This window comes from Paenibacillus sp. yr247 (assembly GCF_900103825.1).
Taxonomy (GTDB): Bacteria; Bacillota; Bacilli; order Paenibacillales; family NBRC-103111; genus Paenibacillus_E.
Window position 1 is genome coordinate 18,563 of sequence record NZ_FNIF01000034.1, and the last position, 18,712, is coordinate 37,274.

Here is an 18,712-nt window from a genome sequence, read left to right on the forward strand (position 1 = left end):
AATGATAACCATTAATTACTATAGATAATAGTAATGATAATCCTTGTGCTATAGTATACCTAATTTCATTACTCAATGTGAAGGATGTATTTTGTACGCATTAGTTCCGGTGTTTGCTTCTGCTCTTCAATCCACATCTCATCCACGGCTTCGCTCACCAATTCATCTCGTGAAATTTGTAAAAGGTGATCTCGGCATGATGATGTTTCCTCAATTGCAATCCTCTTTACTCCGGATATATCGAGTTCGTCCAAAAATCCAAGTGATGCCAATGTTTTTTTCGGAATCATAGGCTTTTCAAGCTTGTAAAGCTACTTAGAACATCTCAGAAATCATATTGTCATTGCTGCTCATTGAAGTCCACATGAGTCAAGTTTGAACTGGAATACACTATAAGTAAGGAGTTAGGGGGTATGATGCAAGAAATTAAATGTAATAGCAAATACCCAACATGAATCGATGATCTTGTTCCACAATGTTGTTTTAAATACTTGGTCTGTCTAATCAAAGATACTTAAGGCAGAGCTTTTTCCTTTATTCATTCTTGTATGGCTGGTGGATATACCGGGTTTTATCCAAATTGATCAAACGTGGTAATTGATTAGTTGGCCAGGCCAATGCTTTTGTAAAGAAGTGCTTAGCTGTCGGCATATCTCAATTTTCAGATAACAAAAATCAATCGGTTTCCCCATAGAATCAACCGCTCAATGTCAAGTTTTTTTATAGGCTATTTCGATTACTGTCTCGGTTATTGCCAGCATTTATCTTTAACTTCATAGGTTATGTAATATAACATAAAAGGTGGTGGTTGATGGGATAATACATGACGCAATCTAGTTTTTATTTAATAGATTTAACATTTTGAAAGAGGAAGTGACAAAGTTGTATTGGAAAAAAGAAAAGTTATTTAGAATTGTAGTTTCGATATTTGTCTCATTTGGAATGGTTGTGCCGGTATTCAATGCAAACATGGTGCATGCAGCCGATTCAACTCAAGTTACATCGGCTAAGCCAAGAAAAAGTCAAATTACTTCAGGCGAGCAGCCTGTAACAAATGCCAAAACCGACGTTAACAGTCATGCGGACGGCGCCACAGCCTCGTCAGATTCTCAAGTTCTAAAGCAAGAGTACGCCCCGGACAGCGTCATTGTGAAATATAAATCGAATGTTGCTGTATCGGCGCTGTCCAGTCCGTATGCTGCAGAGCATGTTGCGAACACGCTTCCGTTAACGGAAACCGGCGTCCAAGTGCTCCATTTGAAAGATGGAACGGATATTAGTAAAGTCATTGCTGATTTAAAGAATGACGCTAATGTTGAATATGCGGAGCCTGATTATAAAATCTACCCGGCCAATATTCCCGAGAAATCCGAAGTGATGAAATCCGAAGTGAAAATGACCATTGATCAAGTATTAGGGCAATATGCCAACACACCTAAACCATTTATTCCATATGACCCCTTCTTCAAGGAGCAATGGGGATTGAACAACACAGGACAAACCCTTTACAATGGGGATGCTCCAGCAGGTACGCCCGGCATTGATATCGACGCGACTGAAGCCTGGGCCGTCACTCAAGGCAGCAAGGACCTGGTTGTAGCTGTCATCGATAGCGGCGTCCAAACCACGCTGCCGGATTTATATCCAAATATTTGGTGGAATCCTCACCCAGATCCGCAAAAAAATAATCAAGATATTCATGGCTGGGACTTCGTCCACAACGATGGCTCGCTATTCGATATCAAAGATAAATATTCCGATTACCACGGAACCTGGCTTGCCAGCATCATAGCAGCTTCCTCGAACAATGGTATTGGTATTGCAGGCGTTGCTCCAAATGTAAAAATTATGCCGCTTAAGGTCATGACGAACACCGGAGATATAGCCAATGTTATTAAAGCTATCGATTATGCGCAAAGCCATGGCGCCAAAATTGCCAATATTGGATGGTTCACGCCTGGCTATAGTCTAGCTTTACGCGATGTCATCGAGCATTCCCCCATGCTCTTCGTATCGGCCGCCGGCGACCATGTTAATCTGAATACCGATCTTATCCCGGTTTATCCTGCCGATTTTAAAAGTCCCAACGTACTGAGCGTCACGGCTATCGACAGAGGAGGGAACTTGGCCTATGGTGCAGCATTCGGAAAATCATCCGTCGACGTTGCCGCGCCAGGGGACTATGTCATCACGGAATCTCCGAGCAATACAATTGGTTACAGCGCAGAAATCCATAAGTATGCTGGACCAACCAACCAAGAATACAAGGGGATATATAACGGGGTAGGCTTTGAAGAAGTCCCTATCAGAGAAGATTTGGGGATGGACCCGAAACAACGCCAAAGAATGTTTGACGTTGCGATGGACTACTTGAATCAGGCTCGAGGTATCGACGGGAAAATGAAAGTGTTGCTGGTGCAAGACGATAATGTCAGCTCCGGTGGAGGCGGTGATATCGGACCTTTTGCCGCAGATGAGACTTTGAAAGTTTATACTGACTTGCTAGATACTTATAAATCCTCTCATCCATTAGACTATGAAATTTACACCACTCCAGATCAAAAAGCAGATGGTCCGGATCTTAATAAGCTTAATAACTATGACGTCGTGATTTGGTTTACCGGAACTAAAACGCTTATCAATCAAGATGTGTTTTTAACTAAGAATGATCAGGATAACTTGACAACGTATTTAAATAATGGCGGACATCTGCTGCTGACGGGTCATAACACCTTAGATGGGATCAGCGAATCTCCATTTGTACTGGATACCTTACATTTGGTTTTGATGCAGGTAGGCTCTAACGGAAACCCGAAGACTCTTGCATATCCGGTACCCGGCACGATTTATGGGACATCCAAGCCGTTTCAGCTTTCGGATATTAATCTTTTTACCGAAATTCTCGCTTCGGATGATCCTTCGATCACCCAGGTCGATATTGAGTGGTCTAGAGGTTATTACCGCTACAATACCGGCACGGATTTTGCGGCCGCTTTCGCAACCGGTACGGCGGCGCTTGTGCTCAGCCAGTACCCGGATATGGATGCCGCAGCCGTCAAGAACAAATTAATGAAAAGCGGCAAACCGCTCAGCGCCTTGAACGGCATGACCGTGAGCGGAAGAATGATTAATGCGTTCAGAGCGCTTTGGGATAAAGACATTCCCGGTACCCCGCTTCAAGATGGGACGGTCAGCGATAAGCTGGACGCAGCATCCAACCCGGATAAAGTCTATGCGCTCGATCTGAAAGCCGGGGAACAAATCAACCTCTCCCTAACTGGCGATGCAGGAACGGATTTCGATCTTGAATTATACGACTCATCTGCGACAACAGTTGCCAGCAAAGCAGGAATCGTCGCTTCTTCTGAACATCCGGGGACTTCTAATGAAGCAATTACGTACACGGTGCCTAAATCCGGAACGTATTATGTCGATGTCTTTGCCTTTGCCGGTGCCGGTACATTTACGCTCAGCATTCTTTCTCGCAGTCAATGGGGAACGTTCGAAGACAACGATAAGGCCCTTCAGTACACCGGCCCTTGGTCATCCGTGACCAGCCCTTCCTATTCGGGCGGAAAGTCCATGCAGTTGGACGGGGCAGGCAGCGTGGAGTTCGGTTTCAAAGGAAACACCATTGAATGGATCGGCTCTAAAGGCGTAAATTCCGGCATTGCCGACGTTTATATTGATGATATCAAAGTAGCTTCTCCTTCGCTCTATAGCGCAACACCATTGACGCAGCAATCGCTATTTAAACAATCATTAGGCAACGGTCGTCATACCATCAAAATTCAATGGACCGGACAGCATGATAAGTCTTCGAAAAAATCAGATGGCGCTATGATCAACATCGATGCGTTTATCGTTTCAAACTTGTTTACCTCGTTTGACAATTCGGTTTCCTATCAGGGCATTTGGGGCTCCGGCTACAGTCAGAAATTTACCGGCGGCATGCAGAAATTTTCGGTCGAACTAAATAATTCTGCGGAGTTTTCCTTCACAGGAACTCGAGTCGCTTTGCTGGTCAATAGCGGTCCAAGCTACGGTATGGCACAAATTTATATTGATGGCGTTCTTGTTACAACCGACCCGGTTGATTGGTATAGTTCCAAAGCGAAGTATCAAGTTACCGTATTTATTTCTCCGATCCTTGCTAGTGGCGATCACAAAATCAAAGTGGTCAATATCGGACAGAAGAATGCCAGCTCTACCGGAACGGTCATTACGATCGACGCTATCAACGTATTGAACTAATCCGCTTTCCCTATCTTGTTTGAAATGAGGGTATCGAAATTGATTACATCGCTTATCAAGAAATCGACAGCTCTTTTAGCTGTTGCTAATTTACTAGGCAGCCTAGTGGGACTAAACGTTTCGGCCTCCGCTGCTCGCGTGTTCCCGGCGGAAAAGCTGCATGCTTTGGCCCAAGCTGCCTTAAAACAGAGCTCGAATAGCCAGATTTCCACATTCACAACTTCAAACGCTCCATTCATCGCATCCGATATCGATACATCTTCAAGCGATAACATGAACGTAATCATTCAATTGAACGGACTGCCCGCAGCAGTGGGGCAGTATGCAGCTAAGATGGGATACGTTACGATGGCAGCCGAGTCAACGGAGCAAACGGCCCAAAGCGAACAAACGGCATTTATTAATGCTGCAAAAGCCGCAGGCATCCCTCTTAAAGTAAACTATCAATACAACACGGTCCTTAACGGAATGGAAGTTACTGTTCGCGCTGATCAAATTCCGCAATTGGCCAAAATCGCGGGCGTGAAATCCATTCATCGGAATTTGCTCTATCACCCCGTTGTATCGGCGGAAAGCTTCTCTACGGTAACGAGGAGCACGTACAACTACTCCTTCGATGCGACTCCTCTTAAGCAACTTGGCGTCGATAAAGCTTGGGAGCAAGGCTGGACAGGGAAGGGGTTAAAAGTAGGCGTCATAGATACGGGGGTCGACTATATCCATCCCGATTTAAAAGGCGCGTATCAAGGTGGCTACGACTCCTATTTTAATGATCCCGATCCTTACGAGGATTATCCGAGTCCGCAGTACAAATACGAAGGCTCCCTTCACGGGACCCACGTTTCCGGGACAATTGCCGGCAGAGCTGTGAACAATACTGACGACTTCGTCCAGAAAGGCGTCGCCTATGAGGCGGAACTGCATGATTATAAAGTAATGGGTCTTGCGGACCCGTCGGACCCTAAAGGACCCACAGAGGCTACCGGGACCTCTGCGCAAATCATTAACGGCATAGAGCGGGCCGTGAAAGATCATATGGACGTTATCAACTTATCGTTAGGAAACAGCTCGGAGAAAGATCCTAACTCCCCTGATTCTATTGCCATTAACAATGCCGTACTGGCAGGCGTTATCGCCGTTATTGCGAATGGAAATGAAGGCAGCTCAGGTCCTTACTATTATTCGATGGGCTCTCCGGCGTCTGCCCAGCTGGCCATCACTGTAGCCGCATCCACAAGCCCTAGTGTCCAGTATAGCGCATCCGTCAAAAGCTCGGTTGTGGCAAATACCTATCAGCCACTTAATATTGTTACCTGGGAAACCAATCATACGGATTTCCACAACATGTTCGGGTCGGCTCCGGTTGACGCCGTTTATGTGGGTCTAGGCAAGAAGGAAGATTATGATTCGGTCGCAGGAGCAACCTATGGCAGAATCGATGGCAAAATCGCATTCATATCTCGCGGTGAAATCTCATTTGAAGAAAAAGTCAAGACCGCCAAAGAGCATGGAGCGATCGGCACCATCATTTTCAACGGAATTAACAAGATAGACGTGCAAGGTAAATCCGTCCCGGATCTTTCGGATGATATCCCCGGTCGTAACGGACCTATCGGTTCTATCGCCTCTCTCGGTGACAGCTATAAGTATATTCCGCTCATCGATATGCCTGGAACAACGGGGAGAGCGATTGCGCGCAATCTGACTGCTGGGCTGACATTTACATTCGGTGACATTTTTACGGAAAACCATCTTGCCGGCGATACGATCGCAGAATTCGGTTCCCGCGGGCCGAATTCCGACGGCAATTACGGTATCAAACCGGACATAAGCGCTCCCGGCGTTAATATTTACTCTACTTTGCCGAAATATGGTAAAAATCCTGATGGAACGATAGATTATAGCAAAAGTTACGAAAAAGCATATGGCCGACTTAGCGGAACTAGTATGGCGACTCCTCATATTGCAGGTCTCGCGCTGCTTTTGAAGCAGGAGCATAGGGATTGGTCGCCCTTTGATATTCGGGCCGCACTCGCGAATACCGCAGATGAGATAAGAAACCTAGATGGAACTCCGTATGATGTTTATTCGCAGGGGGCTGGACGAGCGAATATTGCCAAGGCCATCAAAACACCTGCCGTATTGCAATCGCTTGACAAGATTACGATTTATGATTCGCAAATGAATCCGATAACGATGCCTAGCGAAGCTAGCAGTGTCAGCTTTGGAACCATCAATCCGGACGGTACGGTTGTTACCGAACCTCTACAACTGAAAAATAAATCGAATAGTCCTTTAACTTACTCGGCCAAAGTAGTGATGCATCCGACGGTTACATCCGATCCGAATCATCCGATCGCTACTCCGGTCGTGAGCAACATGATCATGACGCTAAGCGGTCTGGATGCAGGTTCCTCGTCGCAAATTACTGTTGCGGCTAACGAAAAGCGGGCATTCTCGCTCTCCGCCAAAGCTGCAAAAGGAGCGCAGCAAGGCGTCTATGAAGGCGAAGTTCTTCTGGAGAATACGGCATATCCGTCATTGCATCTCCCATTCGTCATTCATGTAGGAGACGATTCGGCGAATAACGATTTTCCCTTGCAAATTGAATCGTTATCGAACAAAAAAGTTTACTCGGACACTCCTATCAATATTAAAGCTATGCTCAAATCCGAGAAAATGAACTATATTGAGCTTGATGTATTTGGGATAGACGAGAAGTTTATGGGAACAGCAGCTCAAATCTATGACATTGATGATAAGACGCACCAGTATAAACTTATCCCTTCGGGTGAGATTACTTTCCCCGGTTTTGACGGCAGCTATGCCATAGGGAGAGAAATAGCGACCGGAAATAATATTGTTGATCAGCTTCCGGAAGGCTTATACAAGATTGGCATCATTGCCGCACATGTTAATGACGCTTTCCAGATAGATAATGAAGCTTACGCCTTTAACTCGGTAATTATTAAAGATAAACCTGCGCCTATCAATAACGACGGTTATACGCCGCCATTATCGCCTCCAGCCGGCGGTCCTATCTTCGACGGTGGCGGTTTGCCCGGACCGGTTGAGACAGGACCTAAGAATATCAATAATGATGTATTGGCGGCTGTCATTCCACAAGGGCAACCGAATATGTCAATCGCTTCCCAGACTGCGGTACAAGGCAAGCAACTTACTGCCAAGGTGACAGATAGCGATATCCAGAAGGCGTTGGAGGCTGCCAAACAAACGCCAACTTCTTTCGTTGTCGGCGTAACTGACAATAATTCCCATGAAGCGCAGCTGAAGCTGTCCGGTTCCCAATCGCAGCTGTTGAAGGATGCGCCTAAGAACAGCTCCATCGTATTTGTATGGAACGATGCTTCAGTCGCAGCCCCGGTCTCAGCATTGGACAGCGTACCCGCAGGTTCCGATGTTACGTTTAGCATAACGAAGGATGCGGATAGCGCACGCGGATTCTCTGACAAATTTACCGAAGCTTCGATCGTCGGCACGCCTTACGCCTTCGAAGCAAGCAGCACCGTCAATGGCGTATCGACGCCGCTTGCCTTAGCTTCAAATCAGCCCATCCAACGTTCGTTCGTCTTGGAACAAGGTTCGGGGGCAAAAGCAACCGGTGCCTTGTTTAAAGAAGGAGACAAGTTTTACGCGATTCCTGCGAAGTTTACGCAAGCGGATAACGGAGCAACGATCGTAACGATTAGCCGCCCCGGCTTCTCGAGTTATGTCGCAGCATCGCGCCATATGATGTTTGCGGATATCGATCAGTCATGGGCCAAGGATCAAATCCAATCGCTGGCGGACAAATTCATTCTGAATGGAACTTCGGCAAACGAGTACTCGCCAAAACGCAGTGTAACGCGAGCAGAATTTGCTGCTATGCTGGTTCGAGCCCTCGGCTTGCAAAGACAAGCATCGTCCAATCCGTTCAGTGATGTGACCCAGCAAGATTGGTTTGCTGAAGATGTTGCGACCGCTTATCAAGCAGGCCTTGTAACAGGTACGGGCGAAGGTTTCAAGCCTAACGACGAGATCAGCCGTCAAGACCTGACAGTGATGCTCTCCAGGGCCATTAGCCTGCTCAACCTTCCGAAGCCGACTGGACCGGTTAGCCATCCATATGCGGATTCTGTTCAGTTTAGCTCTTATGCGCAAGACAGCATTCAGGCTGTTACAGATGTTGGATTGATGGAAGGTATAACCTTGCAGGACAAGTTCTACTTCCTTCCTGGCCAAGCGACTACTCGTGAAGCAGTTGCAAAGGTTTTGAGTAATCTGCTCAAAGCAGCCAAGTTGATTAATTAAAGGGTAATTCAAAGGCCCCTTGCACTCGGTGCTTAATCGGTGTAAGGGGCTTTTTGCAGCAAGCGAACCAGAGAAGGTATCGTCAGCGGCAGTCTATATATCAAGACCTATGGAGTTGAAGATAAATGCTGGTAATAACCCGAGACAGTAATCGAAAGAGCCTATAAAAAATACTTGGGATCGTTTTGACTTCTCCTTGCTCTTAGCGCAATTAAGTATATAACAATTGCAATACTTGAAATCTAAGGTGATCATTATTATTGGAGCATCTAGTCGAATAGAAGAAGCTGCAGCTAAGTATTTGCCTAAAACGGCGCAAAGGTAGTATTGGCTACAATGTTCTTATGAATAATGCCGGAATTATGCCCTTTCGCAGAATAGTGAACTAAGAGTCCAAGAGTGCGATCAAATGATCGATGTGAACATCAAAGGCGTTTTGTACGGCATTGCCTCTGTTTTGCCGATTATTAGGGAACAGAAATTGGGTTATATCATCAACCTTTCTCGGTTGCTGGCCAGATCAACACTGTGGAATTCAATGGCGAATTCAACAAGTGAATTATACACTTCTGCTTCGCCCGTTTTAGAAAGATCATCATCATCTAATGCGTAGTATTCCTTAATGAATTCGATGTCATCGCTAGATAACAAGAACTCCATTACTCGTTCAGCTTGTTCTTGATCCTCTCCAATTGATTCATTACTCGTTTCATCATCGGTTGGATTCTGCTGCACTTTTTCGGTTTCTTAAGCAGGTTCGCTCGCATCCGATGGAGCGGGACCGGTATGAGTGAGACCATTTGCTATACCGAAACGAAGTGCCTCTATTTCTTGTTTTTCACTGTGCTTATTTTCGCCAAACTTCCAAGTCCCTTGACCTATTGCAGGAATGCTTACTCCTGTGTTGCCTAGTCTACGATATAACATAACTAACCTCCTAGATAGCTGAATGATACTGCACAATAGCAGCAAGATTTTAAGGTTATGAATACGGCTGTTAGTTGAGAAAAGGCAGCCGATCATCTGAGCCGGCTGCCTTCATGCTTTGTTGATTGAACTATCGTTTTCCGTAATGACCCTTCTCAATCATTGATTCGTCATAACTGAGTTTACAACCTATTAAAATAAATCTGTAACGGCCCCTTTGGAAGCAGATGAAACTAATCTCGCGTATTTACTAAGAACACCTGTAGTAAATTTCAATTGTGGTTGAACCCATTCATTCTTTCGTTTCGCTAACTCTACTTCCGAAATTTCAAAGCAAATTTCTTTCGTTTCACTATCAATGGTAATGATGTCACCCTCTTGCAGAAGAGCTATTGGTCCACCTACTTGTGCTTCTGGTGCAACATGACCAACTACAAAACCATGTGAGCCACCTGAAAATCTACCATCAGTTATGAGAGCAACTTCTCCACCAAACCCTTTCCCGACGATTAAAGCGGTAACTGAAAGCATTTCTGGCATGCCTGGTCCGCCCTTCGGTCCGCAATACCGAATAACTAACACATCTCCTTTGCGGATCTGGTTTTGTAATATTGCCTCAGTAGCCGCTACCTCGCTATCATATACACGTGCAGGACCAGTGAAACGAGACTTTTTCATCCCTGACATTTTGGCAATTGCGCCTTCTGGAGCCAGATTGCCCTTTAGAACGACTAACGGCCCACTCGTCTTTAAGGGATTATTAAACGGGCGAATAATGTCTTGATTTTCAAGCAACGGTTCTGATGCTGCCAAATTTTCTGCTAAAGTTTTACCGGTAATCGTCATACAATCACCATGGAGAAGACCTTGCTCAAGAAGAAGCTTCATCACGCCGGGAACCCCACCAATATCACTTAGATCCTGCATGACATACTTTCCGCTTGGCTTAAGATCTGCAATGTGTGGCACTTTTACACGAATGCGTTCGAAATCATCATAGGTTAACTCTACTTGGACAGAGTGTGCAATCGCAATTAGGTGCAGGAAGGCATTGGTAGAGCCCCCCAATGCCATTACAAGTGTAATCGCATTCTCAAATGCTTTCTTTGTCATAATATCGCGCGGATAAATCCCCTTCTCAAGTAGTTCAAGTACTCGCTCACCTGCTTCTTCGCATTCCAATGCTTTTTGAGGTGATATCGCTGAGGTAGAGGATGAACCAGGAAGACTCATGCCTAATGCTTCTGCAGCAGATGCCATTGTGTTAGCTGTATACATTCCTCCGCAAGCTCCGGCCCCAGGGCAAGCGTTGCACTCAACCTTGTGAAGCTCCTCATCACTTATTTTACCATCATGATACAGCCCTACTGCTTCAAAAGCACTGACAATATCTACGTCTTTACCGTCTAACTTCCCTGGCTGAATTGTTCCGCCATATACATATACCGCAGGCAAATTCAGTCGGCCGATAGCCATTAAACACGCTGGTGTATTTTTATCGCATCCGCCTACAGCAACAAGCGCATCGAAACGCTCTGCGTTCGTAACAATCTCAATGGAGTCTGCTATAGCTTCACGGCTTGGTAGTGAGTACAACATCCCGTCATGCCCCATCGAAATTCCATCTGAAACCGTAATGGTGTTAAAAATCAGAGGAGCGCCGCCATGAAGCTGAATTCCCTTTTTCGCTGCAAGCGCTAAGGAATCAATATGCATGTTGCATGGGGTTACTTCACTCCACGTACTCGCCACGCCAATCATCGGCTTCTTGAAATCCTCGTCTTTAAAACCGACAGCCCTCAGCATAGCGCGATTAGGGACGCGATTAACTCCCTCACTTATAACTTTGCTCCGAATTCTTAAATCTTTATGACCAGACATACTCATTCATCCTTTCACTATTAGATTAGGGCATACAGTTCATGCATAGGTCTTATTAAGTTTTGTTTCATATGTGCTGAGGCTTTTTCAGTGTCTTTCTGCTCCAAAGCTAATATGATAGATCCGTGCTCTTCCACAGAGGTAAGTGTTCCTGTGACTGGTTGCTTAAGAAAGACATATTTAAACCTTCTTATATGAATTTGCAGTGATGTACTAAATGATGCGATGTACGCGTTATCCGATATATCTACAATTAAATTATGAAACTGCTCATCAAGTTCCATAGCTTGGTAAGTCTGTCCACTCTGGATGGCTTGGGCGAATTGCTTATTTATTTCTTTCAAGACCTCGATCTGTTCCAGTGAAATGAGTTTTGCTGCATATTCAGCAGCCAAAGAATAGAGCGCAGCGAGCGTTGGGTACATCTTAAGAATATCTTCTTTTTCTATGCTCGTTACTCTCGTTTCTTTACCAGGAAACATCGAGACAAGTCCTTGCATTTCCAAAAGCTGAAAAGCCTCCCTGATTGGAGTTCTACTAACAGCCAAAGATTCCGCTAGTTCAGCATCAATTAATTTCTCGCCCGGTACGAGTGTACCCTCAATGATCCATCTTTGGATTTGAGTTAATGCTCGTTCTTTAGCTGATATTCGAGTTGGTGAAGAAAAATTGTGGGGTACTGGCATAAACAATCTCCTCTTTAATATTGCATGTATATGCAATATATCGCATTCTAGAGCTCGATGCAATGAGTTTATAGAATAATTTATTGTCTTATTTTATAAAAAGGAGCAGGAGCCGCGGCTCCTGCTCCTTTTTTTGAACTTAAGTACTGCGTTAGCTCAGCGTTCTTTTTTATATTTATTGAGATACCAATCTTCAATTAAATTGTATATGCCCTCAATTTTCTTGTTAAAACTATCTTTAAATTCTTCCTGAATGTTCCTTCCGTTGAATCCGTATTCATCATAACAATCAATCAATAAATCTCTTACATTCTCTAATTTATGGTCGTACAAGCACCGAATAAGCTTCTGTGTTACATTATCATGTTCATTTTCTGGAGCTCCCCCTCGGATTAAGCCAAGAGGGTCTAGTTTATTAATAATTACTCTTAGCTTCAGGAAATCCCTCACATACTCTTCGGATAATTTCTTTTTTAAATCCTTATCTATGCGTTAGCGTAATGACTGGCTATATTTTAAGTTCACTTGGATTTTTTATGTTTTCTATACTGATAGATAGCGAGTGGTGTATTAATGACGCCAGTAACCAGTGTACAAATCAGGGGAAAGATTTGTATGAAGGTCGGATTCAGATTACCATCCCCAACAGGACCCACCTTTGGTTGAGATGCATCCCAATAACCATAAATTAAAAATACTATGGGAAGAACGATACACCCTGCAGAAAAGAACAAGTAAATACCATACCTATTCAGCTAATCACCCCATTTTTTTTGTTTTCAGCACCTAGAATGATAATACCACATATTGGAACTATCTTACCCGTTAGCTTAACGCCGCTTTCGAGTCTAAAATTTTATTTTCTTTCATCATCAACCTTCAATGCTAGCCCCACGACAACTGGATAAATGGCTTGAATATGCTAACGTTCACGCCTTTTTACGGCATTATTCCTTAACTTCGTTAATTATTTTATAAATTGTGCTTCTGCCTATTTTTTGTTCTTTGGCGATATCTGTGGCGCTGATACCTGAATTATATAGTGAAAGGATAGTTCGCTTCTTGCTTTCCGTTAATGCTGGCCTTCCGCCGATTTTGCCCTTCTTACGAGCTGACTCTAAGCCGGCTTTGGTGCGTTCTACAATTAGGTTACGTTCAAACTCAGCGAATACAGCGATCATGCCGAACATAGCCTTTCCTGCTGCGGTTGAAGTGTCAATGTTGTCATTCAATGAGACAAAGTGACAGCCCCATTTCTCGATATCCTCATGAAGCTTGAAGAGCTGCTGAGTACTCCGAGCGAGACGATCCAGCTTGAATACAACGAATGTGTCGCCCTCTCTTACTCTGCTCAATGCATTATCCAGTTCCTTGCGGTTCACCTTGCCTCCGCTTTCCTTCTCTTTGTAGATTTCTAAACGCTGCTCGCCTCTAGCCTTTGCGTACTTCTCGATAGCCTCAATTTGCATATCTAGATTCTGGTCAGCCGTTGATACCCTTGCATATCCAATTATCATTTGTTTGTCTCCTTCCCATACGTTTAATGCATTTTTAGTACGGACGGGTTTATAGACAAAATCAACATCTATTTTATCTTTTTTTATACAAATTTATCATTGTGCTATTAACGGTCGTTTTGTGTTCACCCTTACTCCATCTATGGACAACAAAAAAAAAAACCGCACTATCCTTTAGGAGGAACGTCTGTAAATTAACCAGGTTGTATTGTGAGTACATTCACATCCAGAAATCACGCTTCCCATGTCGGGTCTGTTAAGTCATGACACCTTTGACCAACTTCCGATTAGAGGAACGGCTATTGTCCAATCAATGACTATGTAACGAACATATTTTATACCGTAATGAAATTCACTTGAGGGGAATGAGTAAATATGGGAGCAGTAGGTGCAAGTTGTGCAGGTTATGGTAACAACGCAGCAGCTGTCTTGGTTCTTTTTATTCTTTTGGTTATTATCTTAATGACTTTTGCAATTTAAACCAACCAACATCACAAAAAAACAAAAACGGTCTTATCGCGAAATAGATGCGAATACAGACCGTTTTTTTCTCTTGTTTAAATGAGGGTGACGAGTAAGTTTGAAGGAGAATTGCCTATTTATTCCAAGCCCTTGACGTATGTCCAATCAATGACCATGTACCGAGCGTATGATTATACCGTAATGAAAATTCACTTGAGGGGAATGAGTAAACATGGCCTTAGGTTATGGTGGAGTAGGTTATGGTGGAGTAGGTTATGGTGGAAGTTGTGCAGGTTATGGTAACAGCGCAGCAGCTGTATTGGTTCTTTTCATTCTTTTGGTTATCATCACTTCAGCTTTTGTATGGTAATTTCTTAATCTAACATCACAAAGAATATCGAGAAAAACAACGGTCTTATCGCGAGATAGATGCGAATACAGACCGTTTTTTTCTCGTTGTTTAAATGAGGGAGACGAGTGAGTTGGGTGCTGGCTGGCAATATCAATATATGGTCAAGTGGATGGTTCCGCACTAGGTCGATACCCCCATTTCGATACCCATTTCAACTATTCCTTCCAACATGCAGCTGTAGCCGATCCGATATCCCACCACTTACCGCCACGATATTGATAGTTCATTTTGATCCCTCCTTTTTTGGCTCTCATTTGCGTTTAAATCGACGAAACAATTTGAATATGGGTAATGACACCGTTTCGATCCGCATAAATCGAACTTTTTTCGGCTTTTGCTCGTTGGTGTCATTACTTTTAAGTTGTGACACCTTAAATAAAAAAAAGAGACGTTTCCTACTTAGAGGACGTCCCTGTTATTGGGTTGTAATGTCATATCACTGGGTTTGATTGAGCTTATTTATGTGAATTGTTGTTATCGAACTGTTAATATAATAGTCTTCTTTAAGAAAATCGTATTGTGCCGAGGACGGGACCTTATAAAAATTTCTTAACCGTTGGTGAGTCATACAGGCACATATATTCGTTTCAACGGTATCAAAGCCTGCTTATCGACTGGCATTTTATCAAACCATTCATTAATCAGGTCGACTATTCCTGATAAGTCCAATAATTTAACCCCATTATGTTGGGCTGAAGATTTAGCAGCAGCAGTAAATCCTCCTGTTGATACAAATAAACAGCTTGCTCCCTGCGGATTTGCTCCAAGAAGTTGCTGTACTTCAGGACCACCACTTGCAGAGTGTCTATGCTTTACCTGAACTTTAATGATTGGCTTTTCAAATCCAAATGCATCTCGATGAGCCAGTATATCCACTCCACCATCAGGCCCTCTGGGGCTGACAGTAACTTGATATCCCATTGCTTGAAGCAATCCTGCAACTAAATCTTGCATTTGCCATGGATCAAGTCGATCGATTAAATCCTCGATCATTGTCTTAGCTTTTTCTATAAAATCCTGATAATTAATTCCTTCTACTTCACCATTTGAATCACTTGGTTGCGGAGAAGAAGTCCCCCCTAGTAAGCCTATGAGTTCATGTCCCCAACCATCGACTCGGAATACTGTCAGAATTCCTCCTAATGAGTTCTTAGCCCCTTGTGACAGGAGATCCCTAGATATTTTTTTCGACTCCCAAGAAACCGAAATAACATTGGGATAGTATGGATCAATTACATCAGGCCGATACTGATGGACTTTTGTAACTATTCCGATAATATATTCTCTCGTCTCCTTCGAATACGTAATAACTCGATCATTGACCTTAATTTCACGATAAAACCTCCACACTTGACCAGCCCAAGAGAGACGAGTGCCTGGTTTTTCTTCCGCGTATACTGAATGGGCCTTTTCAATAAGCTTATCTCTCGAAGAGAATTGCTTAGGATCACCAAGTTCAGCCCAACCAATAGATGCTACCTGTTGAGTCTGCCATTTAGGTATAAGTTCATTATTATCCCCTGCACGTACCATCCACCATCTACTCAAATTAGTCAACTCCTTAACTATAATGCTATGTATTATTTGGTATCTGTTATCTTTGACAATATCGAGATGTCATGCAAAGATGAAGGTATTATGTATGCCGATGCTCTTCTCCACCTCTTCTATGACTGGCTGCTATCCAAACATTTCTTAATGAGGACGTAAGCCATCGTTGTTGGCGACATATCGCATGAGATAGCTAACCGCTTCAACATGTTCTCGTACTCAGTCTCGATGCTCACTTTTTAATAATCGTCATCAATTCCTTGCATGGCCATTCTTGCAATCCACATTTTTTCATTATGCTCGTCATATTCCATTGGTGGACCTTGAATTTCATCGTTAATTTTAATGTTCAATCCTGTTTTCTCTGTAATTTCATTTGCTAACCTCATTGCAATATCATGTAATTTAATATTTTGACAATCTTTTTCTGCCAGTTCATACAGGCTTATAGAATTCCCGTATTGTTCATCATACAAATCGAAATCAAAACCAGGTTCATTCTCCTCTGTTAAACAGTGATAGATATTTATTTCAGCCTCACTAAATCCTATTCGCCTTTGTGTCTGAATCACTTCAATAACAGTATTGTATGACACTAGGACATCCTTCTCGTTATAATCTCTCATAAATAAACATCACCATTTTCGTACTTTTTTTATTTATTTCGTTATGTAGATTTATTATTCCTTTTTAAACTAAGCTGCCCAATACTTAATAAAACAAGGAGTAGCTGCCGCGTGATATGCTCCTTATTTGATTGAACTAGCGTTCTGCGTTAGTTAAACAACCCAGTACAATAGTTGAGTAACTCTAACATAATGGACAGATGACCAGTATATAATATTACATCTGTTAGTGGGAGGGATTTTAAATGGATAATGGATTGAGCGGATATCATCGTCAACATTCCCCTATTCATCCGTTTATAGATCAAATTTTGGTGAGTTGGCCTCAGGAACAAAGAAATACTGTTTATTTGTTAATCAATAAATATGGTTTACCAAATGATGCAAGCATGACAAAAATTACGTGGTATAATAATGGTCCTTGGAAACGGACGATTGTTCATCTTCATACAGTACCTCATAACTCTCCGACTCCCCATCTCGATTATTTAGAACAAACCATTAATTATAAAGTCCCTGTTCAATCTTTTGATGACATAGCACGGTTTGATGGTAGTTTATATCCAGACCGAACGGCTGGAGAAGCTACGGCTAAATGCGATCAAGAAGCGGCGAATTTTATGGTTTTAAACTTGATGAACGATATGGTGACTGGCAAGCGTACCGTAGAAGATGCACGTCGTGCTGCAGCTGAGATGGAAAAAGCTTTTCGATTACATGGTCAATATCCACCTTACACCACAGGATTCCTATTTCCAAAACAATCTCATACTGCTGATCCCGATGTCGCCTCCTTCTAAGTGACATATCTTTGAATACGAAACAAAGTAACCGAGGAATAACTTCCTCGGTTACTTTGTTTCGCTACTGTGCTAAACTGCCCGTTAGCTGAGCGCGCCCTTCTAATCTTGTCGGCAATCGGACAATGTTCTTGTCATCCGACACCTGGCTGCTTAGAGATAGAGCAGTCGGGGGTTAAGAACATATATTGCTGTTGCTTGGCAATAGACCTAACCGATCATCAACTTCATTCGTGATGTCGGTTAGTTTCGATTCCGCTTTATAATCAAAGGTTCCATTAATCTTTTCGCTTTTGCAACCGCAATTTGGATTCTACGATATCCGATACTTTCAGGGAAAATCTGTTACGAAAATTAAATTGTGGTGACTTTTTTAATCGAGCAAGCATATCAAATCTTTTGATATTCATGTGCGGTTTCCACAATGATTTAAGCAATCTATGCCTAAGTTGACATCAATCGCTAGAATCCGTCATTGAGAGTAATACCCCCTTCAAAACAAGATGATAAGGAGCTGTTCAAAACGATTTCGATCATGCTGAGTTGGAGCATCAATGGGGCTGCGTTTGCCTGGAATAGAGACGGACAGCTCATTCCCGCAGAACAATTGGTTTCCAAAGCATAGCCTTTACTTACGAATGGTTTTGAACAATATTTCGCGGAGGAGTCAGGACTAGTGAAAATTGGAGAAGTTTAGATAACAGCAGCTCAATTCTGAGTCTAAATAGGAAAAATACCCCTTTCTTTTTGGGTATTTTTTATTTTGCGGGAAAAACAATAAAGAACTCGGAGGAAATGACCGTGACGCCTTTGATGGTTTTAGGGTTAAGAAAAATAAGCCCTCGGTATCTGTAAATAATACCGGGGACTATATTTTGTCCAATGGCAAGTATACTAATGTATTTTTTCAAGAAAAATCACAGTTTTTTATGCCTAGAAAAAGTAAAAAAAACGCTCGAAGCCCCAAGCGTTACGCAGTAAATGAGATGGTGGAATTTAGGGGGATCGAACTCTTGACCGCTTCGCTGCCAGCGAACTCCATCGACGTTCAGATAACGAATCTCCGGAAGAAAATCGAAGAAAACCCTAAGGAGCCCCAATAACATTAAAACGGTCTGGGTCGTTGGTTATAAATTTGTCATGTGAAATGGCGCCCATAAGCTTGGCATATCGGCCTAAGTTGGAGGGCGTTTTTTGTTTGCCATTATTTGAGGGAAGATTCACTATCTCAATCATGTTAGAATAAAAAAACCTCAGAAGGGCAGCAATTAAACCGCGTGCTTTT

Annotated in this window: 16 protein-coding genes and 1 pseudogene; 7 read left to right on the forward strand and 10 right to left on the reverse strand. The window is 43.1% G+C overall.

Features of this window, described 5'->3' with window-relative positions:
• Positions 1-68: 68 nt before the first annotated feature.
• Positions 69-290 (reverse strand): hypothetical protein, encoded by a 222-nt coding sequence (locus tag BLT91_RS27615; RefSeq protein ID WP_090827159.1) that lies wholly within the window; start codon positions 288-290, stop codon positions 69-71.
• Positions 291-882: 592 nt separating this feature from the next.
• Between BLT91_RS27615 and BLT91_RS27620 the strand changes: the two genes are divergently transcribed.
• The 3 genes and pseudogenes from BLT91_RS27620 to BLT91_RS34060 form a co-directional block, all read left to right on the forward strand.
• The gene (locus BLT91_RS27620) at positions 883-4,254 is read left to right on the forward strand and encodes a S8 family serine peptidase (RefSeq protein ID WP_090827161.1); all 3,372 of its coding nucleotides are present in this window, start codon (positions 883-885) and stop codon (positions 4,252-4,254) included.
• Positions 4,255-4,293: 39 nt separating this feature from the next.
• A complete protein-coding gene (locus BLT91_RS27625; protein WP_175532557.1) occupies positions 4,294-8,565 on the forward strand; it encodes a S8 family serine peptidase in 4,272 nt (1,423 codons plus the stop codon).
• Positions 8,566-8,974: 409 nt separating this feature from the next.
• Positions 8,975-9,025 (forward strand): annotated as a pseudogene (locus BLT91_RS34060) (hypothetical protein); the annotation flags it as partial.
• A gap of 26 nt (positions 9,026-9,051) precedes the next feature.
• Here the strand turns inward: BLT91_RS34060 and BLT91_RS33225 are convergent.
• The 6 genes from BLT91_RS33225 to BLT91_RS27660 form a co-directional block, all read right to left on the reverse strand.
• The gene (locus BLT91_RS33225; RefSeq protein WP_254777170.1) at positions 9,052-9,300 is read right to left on the reverse strand and encodes a hypothetical protein; all 249 of its coding nucleotides are present in this window, start codon (positions 9,298-9,300) and stop codon (positions 9,052-9,054) included.
• Positions 9,301-9,312: 12 nt separating this feature from the next.
• Positions 9,313-9,492, reverse strand: a complete 180-nt coding sequence (locus tag BLT91_RS27635; RefSeq protein ID WP_090827164.1) for a hypothetical protein — start codon at positions 9,490-9,492, stop codon at positions 9,313-9,315.
• Positions 9,493-9,684: 192 nt separating this feature from the next.
• Positions 9,685-11,373, reverse strand: coding sequence for a dihydroxy-acid dehydratase (gene ilvD, locus BLT91_RS27640; protein ID WP_090827166.1), 1,689 nt, complete (start codon positions 11,371-11,373; stop codon positions 9,685-9,687).
• 20 nt (positions 11,374-11,393) lie between these two features.
• Positions 11,394-12,059, reverse strand: a complete 666-nt coding sequence (locus BLT91_RS27645) for a GntR family transcriptional regulator (protein WP_090827168.1) — start codon at positions 12,057-12,059, stop codon at positions 11,394-11,396.
• 156 nt (positions 12,060-12,215) lie between these two features.
• Positions 12,216-12,509 (reverse strand): hypothetical protein, encoded by a 294-nt coding sequence (locus BLT91_RS32050; protein ID WP_090827170.1) that lies wholly within the window; start codon positions 12,507-12,509, stop codon positions 12,216-12,218.
• Between the two features lie 497 nt (positions 12,510-13,006).
• A complete protein-coding gene (locus tag BLT91_RS27660; RefSeq protein ID WP_090827174.1) occupies positions 13,007-13,576 on the reverse strand; it encodes a recombinase family protein in 570 nt (189 codons plus the stop codon).
• Positions 13,577-13,951: 375 nt separating this feature from the next.
• Here BLT91_RS27660 and BLT91_RS32390 point away from each other — a divergent pair, with 375 nt between their 5' ends.
• Positions 13,952-14,056 (forward strand): YjcZ family sporulation protein, encoded by a 105-nt coding sequence (locus BLT91_RS32390; RefSeq protein ID WP_217635287.1) that lies wholly within the window; start codon positions 13,952-13,954, stop codon positions 14,054-14,056.
• Between the two features lie 214 nt (positions 14,057-14,270).
• Positions 14,271-14,408, forward strand: a complete 138-nt coding sequence (locus BLT91_RS27665) for a YjcZ family sporulation protein (protein ID WP_090827176.1) — start codon at positions 14,271-14,273, stop codon at positions 14,406-14,408.
• Between the two features lie 606 nt (positions 14,409-15,014).
• Here BLT91_RS27665 and BLT91_RS27670 read toward each other — a convergent pair.
• The gene (locus tag BLT91_RS27670) at positions 15,015-15,998 is read right to left on the reverse strand and encodes a restriction endonuclease (protein ID WP_090827178.1); all 984 of its coding nucleotides are present in this window, start codon (positions 15,996-15,998) and stop codon (positions 15,015-15,017) included.
• Positions 15,999-16,240: 242 nt separating this feature from the next.
• Complete coding sequence (locus BLT91_RS27675) at positions 16,241-16,597, reverse strand: hypothetical protein (protein ID WP_141225100.1); 357 nt, start codon at positions 16,595-16,597, stop codon at positions 16,241-16,243.
• 275 nt (positions 16,598-16,872) lie between these two features.
• On the opposite strand from BLT91_RS27675, the gene BLT91_RS27680 reads away from it, so the two are divergent.
• Both BLT91_RS27680 and BLT91_RS32395 read left to right on the forward strand, forming a co-directional pair.
• Entirely contained in the window at positions 16,873-17,427 is a 555-nt protein-coding gene (locus tag BLT91_RS27680) for a hypothetical protein (protein WP_090827182.1), read from the forward strand.
• A 475-nt stretch (positions 17,428-17,902) separates the two neighbouring features.
• Positions 17,903-18,052 (forward strand): hypothetical protein, encoded by a 150-nt coding sequence (locus BLT91_RS32395; RefSeq protein WP_217635288.1) that lies wholly within the window; start codon positions 17,903-17,905, stop codon positions 18,050-18,052.
• Positions 18,053-18,513: 461 nt separating this feature from the next.
• Here BLT91_RS32395 and BLT91_RS32400 read toward each other — a convergent pair.
• A partial coding sequence (locus tag BLT91_RS32400) for a hypothetical protein (RefSeq protein ID WP_217635289.1) occupies positions 18,514-18,712 on the reverse strand: 199 nt, incomplete at its 5' end.

Excerpts from the sequence above, each read along its gene's own strand:
- BLT91_RS27665 (WP_090827176.1), top strand. The coding sequence starts at position 14,271 with ATGGCCTTAGGTTATGGTGGAGTAGGTTATGGTGGAGTAGGTTATGGT.
- BLT91_RS32390 (WP_217635287.1), top strand. The coding sequence starts at position 13,952 with ATGGGAGCAGTAGGTGCAAGTTGTGCAGGTTATGGTAACAACGCAGCA.
- BLT91_RS27635 (WP_090827164.1), bottom strand. The coding sequence starts at position 9,492 with ATGTTATATCGTAGACTAGGCAACACAGGAGTAAGCATTCCTGCAATA.
- BLT91_RS27615 (WP_090827159.1), bottom strand. The coding sequence starts at position 290 with ATGATTCCGAAAAAAACATTGGCATCACTTGGATTTTTGGACGAACTC.
- BLT91_RS27680 (WP_090827182.1), top strand. The coding sequence starts at position 16,873 with ATGGATAATGGATTGAGCGGATATCATCGTCAACATTCCCCTATTCAT.
- BLT91_RS27660 (WP_090827174.1), bottom strand. The coding sequence starts at position 13,576 with ATGATAATTGGATATGCAAGGGTATCAACGGCTGACCAGAATCTAGAT.
- ilvD (WP_090827166.1), bottom strand. The coding sequence starts at position 11,373 with ATGTCTGGTCATAAAGATTTAAGAATTCGGAGCAAAGTTATAAGTGAG.
- BLT91_RS27645 (WP_090827168.1), bottom strand. The coding sequence starts at position 12,059 with ATGCCAGTACCCCACAATTTTTCTTCACCAACTCGAATATCAGCTAAA.